The 8463-nt window shown below is 65.1% G+C and carries 9 protein-coding genes and 3 pseudogenes; 9 read left to right on the plus strand and 3 right to left on the minus strand.

The genetic code is table 11. The annotated features are described in order from the left end of the window. Positions 1-231: 231 nt before the first annotated feature. Positions 232-1401, plus strand: a complete 1170-nt coding sequence (locus tag E2L08_RS16375) for a zinc-dependent alcohol dehydrogenase (protein ID WP_133398166.1) — start codon at positions 232-234, stop codon at positions 1399-1401. 271 nt (positions 1402-1672) lie between these two features. On the opposite strand, the gene E2L08_RS17145 is transcribed toward E2L08_RS16375, so the two are convergent. After that, on the minus strand, positions 1673-1936 hold the full coding sequence (locus E2L08_RS17145) for a hypothetical protein (RefSeq protein WP_206077033.1): 264 nt from the start codon (positions 1934-1936) through the stop codon (positions 1673-1675). Positions 1937-2341: 405 nt separating this feature from the next. Between E2L08_RS17145 and E2L08_RS17480 the strand changes: the two are divergent. Next, positions 2342-2533 (plus strand): annotated as a pseudogene (locus E2L08_RS17480) (IS6 family transposase); the annotation flags it as partial. A 15-nt stretch (positions 2534-2548) separates the two neighbouring features. On the opposite strand, the pseudogene E2L08_RS17485 reads toward E2L08_RS17480, so the two are convergent. Then, positions 2549-2854, minus strand: a pseudogene (locus E2L08_RS17485) (PAS domain-containing protein); the annotation flags it as partial. A 341-nt stretch (positions 2855-3195) separates the two neighbouring features. Between E2L08_RS17485 and E2L08_RS16395 the strand changes: the two are divergent. The 7 genes from E2L08_RS16395 to E2L08_RS16425 all read left to right on the plus strand — a co-directional run bounded on the left by E2L08_RS16395 (position 3196) and on the right by E2L08_RS16425 (position 8375). Then, positions 3196-3930 (plus strand): Crp/Fnr family transcriptional regulator, encoded by a 735-nt coding sequence (locus E2L08_RS16395; protein WP_133398167.1) that lies wholly within the window; start codon positions 3196-3198, stop codon positions 3928-3930. A gap of 78 nt (positions 3931-4008) precedes the next feature. Next, positions 4009-5157, plus strand: a complete 1149-nt coding sequence (locus E2L08_RS16400) for an acyl-CoA dehydrogenase family protein (protein ID WP_133398168.1) — start codon at positions 4009-4011, stop codon at positions 5155-5157. Continuing rightward, positions 5154-5852: a PIG-L deacetylase family protein gene (locus E2L08_RS16405; RefSeq protein WP_133398169.1), complete on the plus strand. Its 699-nt coding sequence runs from the start codon at positions 5154-5156 to the stop codon at positions 5850-5852. The genes E2L08_RS16400 and E2L08_RS16405 overlap by 4 nt, the downstream gene beginning before the upstream one ends. Further along, positions 5849-6430, plus strand: coding sequence for an SAM-dependent methyltransferase (locus tag E2L08_RS16410; RefSeq protein ID WP_133398170.1), 582 nt, complete (start codon positions 5849-5851; stop codon positions 6428-6430). Before E2L08_RS16405 ends, E2L08_RS16410 begins: the two co-directional genes overlap by 4 nt. After that, positions 6427-7290, plus strand: a complete 864-nt coding sequence (locus E2L08_RS16415; protein ID WP_168771189.1) for a glycosyltransferase family 2 protein — start codon at positions 6427-6429, stop codon at positions 7288-7290. Before E2L08_RS16410 ends, E2L08_RS16415 begins: the two co-directional genes overlap by 4 nt. Continuing rightward, complete coding sequence (locus E2L08_RS16420; RefSeq protein WP_133398172.1) at positions 7259-8083, plus strand: manganese catalase family protein; 825 nt, start codon at positions 7259-7261, stop codon at positions 8081-8083. The genes E2L08_RS16415 and E2L08_RS16420 overlap by 32 nt, the downstream gene beginning before the upstream one ends. Positions 8084-8135: 52 nt before the next feature. Continuing rightward, the gene (locus E2L08_RS16425; RefSeq protein WP_133398173.1) at positions 8136-8375 is read left to right on the plus strand and encodes a DUF421 domain-containing protein; all 240 of its coding nucleotides are present in this window, start codon (positions 8136-8138) and stop codon (positions 8373-8375) included. On the opposite strand, the pseudogene E2L08_RS16430 reads toward E2L08_RS16425, so the two are convergent. Then, positions 8359-8463 (minus strand): annotated as a pseudogene (locus E2L08_RS16430) (IS5/IS1182 family transposase); the annotation flags it as partial. The gene E2L08_RS16425 and the pseudogene E2L08_RS16430 sit on opposite strands and share 17 nt — an antisense overlap.

The raw sequence follows: 8463 nt of genomic DNA on the forward strand, positions 1-8463 counted from the left end.
TAGGGCTCCAGACGCGCCATCTGCGCATCGCTCAGCCAGAAGAGATCAGACATATCACCGCTCTGTTTTCGCGCGGTGAATCATGCACTTCTGCTAAAATCAATGGGTCCTGAGCCTAGGTCGCGACGGGAATGTGCCCCGAGCCGGAACATATCCGACCGGGTGGCGTTCGAGACATCAGGAACCCGGTTGCGGGACCCGTTCCGATCCGAAATTTATGCAGGAGCTGCCATGCGCGCCGTCACCTATCACGGAACCGGAGATTTCCGCGTCGACACCCACGACGACCCCGTTATCGGACATGGCCGGGACGCGATCATCCGCGTGACCAGTACCGCCATCTGCGGGTCCGACCTGCACATGTTCAACGGCTTCATGCCCGAGATGAAGACCGGCGACATCTTGGGCCACGAGTTCATGGGCGTGGTCGAAGATGTCGGCCCGGAGGTCGGCAACCTCAAGAAGGGCGATCGTATCATCGTTCCGTTCACCATCAATTGCGGCCACTGCCACTGGTGCAGGAAGAAGGAGTTCTCCCTTTGCGATGAGACCAATCGCGAGCGGGAGAAGCTGGCGCTGGTGACCGGGCAGGCGGGCGCGGGGCTGTTCGGCTTCTCCCACCTCTATGGCGGATATGACGGCGGGCAGGCGGAATATGTCCGCATTCCCTATGCCGACGCGACACACATGAAGGTTCCCGACGGCCTGTCCGACGAACAGGTGCTGTTCCTGACCGACATCTTTCCCACGGGCTGGCAGGCCGCCGTCAATGCCGAGGTCGGCCCCGGCGACACGGTGGCGATCTGGGGCGCGGGCCCGGTCGGCCTGTTCACCCTGAAATCCTGCCAGCTGCTCGGGGCGGAGCGGGTCTTCGTCATCGAGGACGTGCCGGAGCGCTGCGCGCTGGCCCGGGCACACGGGGCGGAGGTGATCGACCCCTCCGAGGTGAAGCCCTATGATGCGCTGATGGAGGCCACGGGCGGGCGTCTGCCGGAAAAGGTCATCGACGCGGTGGGGCTGGAGGCGCACGGCTCCGGGATCATCGATACCGTCTACGACAAGGTCAAGACCGCCACCTTTCAGGAGACCGGGCGGCCGCATGTGCTGCGTGAAGCGATCATGTGTGCGCAGAAGGGGGGCATCGTGTCGATTCCCGGCGTCTATGCCGCGATCGTAGACAAGTTCCCGATCGGTGCGGCCTTCGCCAAGGCGCTCACGTTCCGGATGGGCCAGACCCATGTGCTGCAGCATACGCCGACGCTGCTTGAGCATATTCAGGAGGGTCGCATCGACCCGACCTTTCTGATCACCCATCGCGGCAAGCTCGACGAGGCACCGGCAATGTACGAGACCTTCCGCGACAAGAAGGACGACTGCATCAAGGTGGTGCTGACACCCTAAGACGACGGCGGCGCGGGCGCGGGAAGCGCGCCGCTTCGCCCGTCCATTCGAAGGACTGAGAGATATCTTGGCTGCCTTTGGGACACGGGGCGCCGGACCGGCATCGCCCGCAACGGACAGACGCATATCCAGCTCAGTAGCCTTCTCGCCCTGAACCTCGACCGGCTCGTCGAGACCTATCTCATCTCCGAGCCCACCTTGCCGGATGCTGCGGCGCGAACGAATGACAGCTTCGGAGAACTTCGCTCAGTGAATTTCGCGATCGTGACGTCTAGTCTCTCAACTGAAACGTGTCTCGAAACTGTGCCATGCCGCTGTTGGAGAAGCGGACGACGCGCGTGTCGGCTTCACGTTTGGCCCAGCCGCGGGCATAGAGCTGTTCAACCGCGACCGCGCCAAGACCGCCGCCTAGATGGTAGCGCCATTCGGACCAGTCAAGGTAGGCGCGACAGACGGGGCGACGCATGCGGCGCAGGGCGGGCAGGTTGAAGCCGAACCGCTCGAAGCGCAGGGCTCTGACATCGGTCAGGATCAAATCCTCGTCGGCGACTGCGACTTTGGTCCATCAGCGCCCGCAGGAGCGCGACGGCATGTCTGCCCGCGAGGTCAAACCCGTGCGTCGCGCAGAGCGGGTTCCTTAGGGCCTATCCGTAGGCGCGTCTGCCCGGAGACGGCGGCCGTGCCCATCAGCTCCTTCAGCATCCGGCCAACTTCGTCCCCGGCGAGGGCCACGTAGCGATGGCGACCCTGCTTACGCCGCACCAGAAGCCCCGCCTCCTCCATCTTTGTCAAATGGCACGAGGCAATCTGCGCCGCCGCCCCTCCCCACCTCCCGTGTCAGTTCACCGGCCGTCAGCGCGCGCCCGTCCATCATGAGCCCCGTTAGTATGGCAGTGCGGGCGGGATCGCTGACAAGAGCGGCGATGGGGGCTATTCGATCATGGCACGCAAATCGCTGTTCAAGCCCCACCGTTTTCCGTGGAACGTCAACCTTTGCGCGGTAAGCTGGTACCTGCGCTATCCCCTGTCCTATCGAGATGTCGTTGATCTCCTCCCAGAGCGCGATATTAACGTAAATCGGTCGACAGTTTATCGCTGGGTCCAGAAGTTCGGCCCGGAACTCACAAAGCGAATCGTCGTAGATCGGTCCGACATACAGCGAATTCCAGAACGTCGAGTCGTCGCGACGGTAATTCAACAGTTCCACCACACGAACCTCGCGCGCGCCAACGGCGTTGCGGATCTCTTCCACCGCGGTCGGGTCGGTCTTCGGACCCTGCAAGAAGCGACAATTTCGCCCAACGATCTCTTCCAGCGGAAAGCCCGTCAGTTCGGTGAAAGGATGGTTGGCGTAGACAATCGGGCTGTCAGGCCTGTGCGGATCGGCAATCGTGACTGCCATGCGAGTTTGCTTGAGGGCCTGCCGGAAGAGCGTTGCTGTCTCGACGTCCAGTCGGAAACATTCTCGTTGGGCGTGTCGTCATGCGCCTCGGGGTCCAGTTCCAGATCTTCCTGCGGCGTTTCGCTTCGAGCCATCGTTCGAAGCGTTCACGCCAAGCCTCGGCGCTGGGGCGCTCGGATGGTGCCAATCGGTCCGCTCCTCAGTGGCATACACTGACCTCCTGGCATCTGGTCTTGTGGGGCCCTCTGTCTATACAGAGAAATGAAGGCTCGGAAAGCCCGTCTTGCCATGCGCATCAATCGGCGTTTGACCTGGAGCGCGGCTTTTCATGCATTCACATCGCATGCGCGTCTCTGCGAGCCGCTCATTGCAACGTTCTGAAGGAGTGCAGGATGGCGAACACGCTTCGATTGGAAGCCAGCATGTCGCGGCGCGCCGATCTGTCGGCAGCGGAGCGGGCCGTTCTGCGTGACCTGCCGGTGGAACGCACGGTCTACGCCCACGGGGACCGGATCGTCGCCGAGGGGGTCGCTCCGGACGGTAGTTGCCTGCTGGTCGACGGCATGGCGATGCGGTCGCACCGGATCGGCGGGTCCGAGCGGGTCATCAGCGCCCTTCACGTGCCCGGCGATTTCATCGATCTTCATTCCTTCCTGCTGCAGCATATCGATCACGACATCCTCGCCGTGGGCCCCTGTACGGTCGAGTTCGTCGCCGCCGCGGACCTGGAGGCGATCACGCAGGATCACCCGCATCTCGCTCGGCTGCTGTGGCTCGATACGCTGATCGACGCCAAGATGCACCGTGTCTGGGTCACCACGCGTGCTGCACTACGTGGCACAGAACGGGTCGGGCACCTTCTGTGTGAGTTGCACGCTCGAATGCATGCGGTGGGACTGGTCTTTGCGGATGGCTTTGCAATACCTCTCGACCAGCGTGGGATCGCCGAGGCGTTAGGGTACTCCGTGGTTCATGTGAACCATGCGGTCCGAGACCTTCGAGCCGAGGGATTGCTGGAATGGGAGCGTGGCCACGTGCGGCTGCCCGATCCCAGTCGCTTAAGGAGCTATTCCGGCTTCGATCCTGCCTATCTCGAGCTCCGACAACCGCCCGACCGCGAGCCATAAACTAATTTACTTATAGGTTGCCGGTTCACCGGCCCGGCTATCTGATGTCTTGCGGATCAACCGCATGCGGAGGGACGGATGGGCCACCACGATTTTGGAACGACGGCATTGGGAGCGACCGCACCAAGCGATGCGATCCTTGCCCTGCTCGACCGCCTACGCATATCTTCCGATGCGGCAGCGCGGGAACTGCCCGACCTTGGCGGCGCGCTCGACATGCTCCGGTCGGCGGGCATCCTGAGGTCCGTTCTGCCCGCGCCGGAGGGGGCCGGCGTCGGCTGGGCGCCGGAGGGAGCGGTGGCTCTGTCGGACCTGCTGCGCCGCGTGGGCGCAGCCGACCTTGCGCTGGCCCGCCTGCTCGAAGGACACATAAACGCCGCGATCCTCGTCGAGATACATGGCGAGCCCCCCGCGCGGAACGCGATGCGAATGGCGGTGCGCAGAAACGCGCTTCTCGGTGTCTGGGGCGCGGACGGGCCCGAGCCGCTGGAATGGGTTGACCGCGTACAAGGCGGCATCAGGCTATCGGGGTCCAAGCGCTATGCTTCCGGGCTCGGCCATGTTGATTTTGCGCTCGTGACGGCGCGGGCGGTAGCCGGCGCGCCAGTGCGAATGTTCCTTCTGCCTGCGGGCGATCTCGCGCGCCACGATCACGACGCCTGGACTGCATCTGCCATGCGCGCGTCCCGCTCGGGCGGGTTCAACGCGACCGGGATCGTTCTCGATGACACGGGCTGCGTCGGCGCTGCGGGGGCGCTGATGAATGAACCGTGGTTTGAGGGCGGCGTTTGGCGCTACTGTGCCGCCCACGTCGGGGGCGCCGAAGGCCTGATCGACCGCTGGACCGCGCTGCTGCGGCGCATGGGCAGACTGGATGATCCGATTCAGCGCGATCGGCTGGGGCGTGCGATGGCCGAGGCCGTCGCTGCCCGCGCCGTGGTCGAGGCCGCCGCCGTTGCGGTGGAAGGAGCAACCGAAGCGCTGCCCGAGGAAGTGGAGCGGGCGGTGGCCCATGCACTGATGGCGCGCGAAGCGGTGGAGGGCGCATGTATCCGCATCCTCGCGCTTTGTGAGCGCAGCTTGGGAATGGCCGCGCACGACTTGCAGGGCCCAGTGGACCGGATGCGGCGCGATTTATCACTGTTCCTACGCCAGGCGGGGCCGGACGCGAAACTCGACCGGGCCTTGGGGACGGCGCTGGACATCGGTCCGGGAGGCCTGCGATGAGCGCTCTATCGCCCGAAAACCTGCTGGGCGAGGCGCCGATGCTGGTGCTCGCGCCGCATCCGGACGACGAATCGCTGGGCTGCGGGCTGCTGCTGGCCGAGCGTTGGCACCGGGGGCTGTCCACGCATGTCGCCTGCCTGACCAATGGCGCGGCCTCCCATCCCGGTTCGCGCGACTGGCCGGGTCCGCGGCTCGCGGCCCTGCGTCGCGACGAGTTGTCGAAAGCTGTCCGCTGTCTCGGGGGCGATCCGGTGCGGGATATCACTTGGCTCGGTCACCCGGACGCCGCGTTGCACCGGCTGCACGCGCTTGGAGGTGACCTCACGCGAGACCTCGCTGGGCTGGTGGACGCTCTCGAAGCGAGAGTCGTTCTGACTGCCTCATCGGATGATCCACACTGTGACCACGTCGCCTGCGCCGATGCCGCCCGCCGCGTCGCAGCACAGTGTCCCGGCCTGCGACTCTGGTCCTATGCCGTCTGGTCGCGCTGGCATGGCTGGTCCGGCGGCACCGAGGTTGTGGGCCTACGGCTGGACCTGCCGCACCGGCGACCAGCCAAGCGCGCAGCGATCCATGCACATCGCAGTCAGATGGGCCTCGTGGTGCGTGACGACCCGCAGGGCTTCACCATGCCACCCGGTTTCGCCGACCGGTTCTGCGCCGAGGCCGAAGTCTTCGCGGAGGTGCAGCCATGACGCCTGCGAACCTCGCGCACCTGCACGGACTCTATGCCAATACGGACGATCCCTGGGATTTCCGCAGCTCGCCCTACGAGGCGGAGCGCTTCGCTGCGGTCGAGCGAACTTTACCACGGGCACATTACGGGATGGCGCTGGAGATCGGGTGCGGCAACGGCGAGCTCGCACGCCGGATCGCACCGCGCTGCGCGTCCTATACCGGGATCGATGCGGTCCCCTCAGCACTTGTGGCAGCGCGCGCGGCCGTCCCGACGGGCCGTTTCGTGGAAGCGTTCCTCCCTTGCGCCCTACCCGAACCGCCGGGCGGGGCGGGTTACAACCTCGTGATCCTGAGCGAGATCCTCTACTTCCTCGACCAGAGCGCCATCGCGCGGATCGCCGGAGACCTCGACCGGGATCATCCTGGCGCGGATGTGATCTGCGTGACATGGCGCGGCGAGACGGGCCACGCGCTGAGCGGGGACGAGGCCGTCGCGGCCTTCGCCGCCGCCACCGATCGGCGCTGCCGGACGCCGCATGTCGCCGATGGCTACCGGATTGCCATCTTCTCTCCGCTCGATGGGGCAGGATCGTGAAGCGGGCGGTCGCCGTCATTCCGGCCCGCAACGAAGCCGATCGCCTCCCGATAGCGCTCGCCTCCCTTCGACGCGAGGGGCTTGCTGCACTCGTGGTCGCCAATGGCTGCACCGACGCCACGGCGGAACTGGCGCGGGCCGAGGGGGCCGCGGTCATCGAAACACCCGCCCTCGCGGGCGGCGTCGGCGCGGCGCGGGCCATTGGCCTCGAAGCCGCGCTGGATCGCGAGGCGCGCATCCTGTTCACTACAGATGCCGACTGCATGCTGGCACCCGGCAGCGTGGCCACGGCGCTTCGGGCGCTCGACTACGCCGACGTCGTCTTCGGGAGGGTCGTGCCCGACGCGACCGAGTTCGCCAGCCTGCCGGAGCCGGTCCAACGGCATGGCGCTGCCGAGGACCGGTGCGACTGCCTGCGCGCCCTGATCGCGGCAATCCTCGCGAAGCGCCCATGGGACCCGTTCCCTGCGCACGGCCAGAGCCCCGGCGCGCTGATCGCCTGGCACGCCTCGGCCTACCGCGCCGTCGGTGGTATCAATCCGGTGTCGTGCCATGAGGATCGCCGCATGGCCGCCGCCCTGATCGGCCATGGCCTTCGGGTCGCGCGGCCCTGGGACGCCGTGGTCGTCGCCTCCTGCCGTCTGCGCGGTCGAGCGCCCGGCGGAATGGCCGACACTATTGCCGAGCGCAGCCTCGCGGGGGCCCGCCTTACCGACGAGGCCGTTACCCTTGAACGCGAATGCGCCTCACTCGAACGACGGCTGGCCGAGCTGATGCCCCGTGCCAGTTGGCCGAACCTTCCCAACCTGTCCCCCAAAGGAGATGACGATGTTCCATCATTCCAGCAAGCTTCAGTATGAAGTCCGGGTCGATACCCCCGATCCGCAATTCGCCAAGTACCTCCAGCAGGCCATCGGAGGCGTCGAGGGCGAGATACGCGTCGCGATGCAGTATTTCTTTCAGGCCATGGGTGCACGCGGCGACGCGAAGTACCGCGACATGCTGATGATGACCGCCACCGAGGAATTGTCGCATATCGAGTTCCTCGGTCATGCGGTCGCATTGAACCTCGAGGGCGCCCCGGTGTCGGTACAAGAAGAGGCGGCGAAGGACCCGGTCGTTCACGCGATCATGGGCGGGGCCAACCCGCGCCACATTCTTAGCTCGGGGCTGTCGGCCATGCCGGTGAACGCCAACGGCGTGCCCTTCGACATGAGCCACGTCTATGCCACGGGAAATCTGGCGGCGGACATGATGGCCAACGCCACGGCCGAGTCGGGCGGGCGGGTGCTGGCCAGTCGCCTCTACAACATGACCGAGGATGCCGGGATGAAGGACATGCTGTCCTTCCTCATCGCGCGGGACACGATGCATCAGCAGCAATGGCTGGCGGTGATCGAGGAACTAGGTGGCTGGAACCAACAGCTCCCAATCCCGAACTCGACGCCAGAGGATCACGAGGCGATGGAACACAGCTACTATTTCCTCAACACTTCGCTCGACGAGCCGACTCCCGAGGGACGCTGGACCTCCGGCTCCTCTCTCGACGGCCGCGCCGAGTTCTCGGTGAAGGAAAAAGTAGAGCCTATGGGCCAGAAGCCCGATCTCGGCAAGGCGCGTCCCGGGTCCGGTACGCAGACCGAACAGCAATGATCTCCCGCCCCCGGCACGACGCCGGGGGCGATGTCCACAAGGACAATAACATATGTTTTTCGACGACGAAGGCGCTTACTGGCATATCCCCGTAGCGGTTATCTTGGGGTTCTTGCTACTGCTCTTCTTGCTCCGGCTGTCCGGCAAGCGGACGGTCGCGCAGTTCAATATGTACGACATGATCCTGACCTTCACGGTCGGGTCCGTCCTGAGCTCCTCTATCATTCTCGACAATGTGGCCTTTCTCGATGCTGCGATCGCCTTAGGGTCAGGATTCATAACCAGAACATGACGGTTGCGGCGAGGGCGATGGCGGAGAGGAAGACCTTCGGGCATCTGTCGTAGCGGGTGGCGATGCGACGCCAGTCTTTCAACCTACC

This window comes from Palleronia sediminis (assembly GCF_004358695.1).
GTDB classification, from domain to species: domain Bacteria; phylum Pseudomonadota; class Alphaproteobacteria; order Rhodobacterales; family Rhodobacteraceae; genus Palleronia; species Palleronia sediminis.

Bases quoted from the DNA above. Each gene is read 5' to 3' on its own strand.
- E2L08_RS16425 (WP_133398173.1), top strand. From the start codon at position 8,136: ATGTTTTTCGACGACGAAGGCGCTTACTGGCATATCCCCGTAGCGGTT.
- E2L08_RS16405 (WP_133398169.1), top strand. From the start codon at position 5,154: ATGAGCGCTCTATCGCCCGAAAACCTGCTGGGCGAGGCGCCGATGCTG.
- E2L08_RS16375 (WP_133398166.1), top strand. From the start codon at position 232: ATGCGCGCCGTCACCTATCACGGAACCGGAGATTTCCGCGTCGACACC.
- E2L08_RS16410 (WP_133398170.1), top strand. From the start codon at position 5,849: ATGACGCCTGCGAACCTCGCGCACCTGCACGGACTCTATGCCAATACG.
- E2L08_RS16395 (WP_133398167.1), top strand. From the start codon at position 3,196: ATGGCGAACACGCTTCGATTGGAAGCCAGCATGTCGCGGCGCGCCGAT.
- E2L08_RS16400 (WP_133398168.1), top strand. From the start codon at position 4,009: ATGGGCCACCACGATTTTGGAACGACGGCATTGGGAGCGACCGCACCA.
- E2L08_RS16420 (WP_133398172.1), top strand. From the start codon at position 7,259: ATGTTCCATCATTCCAGCAAGCTTCAGTATGAAGTCCGGGTCGATACC.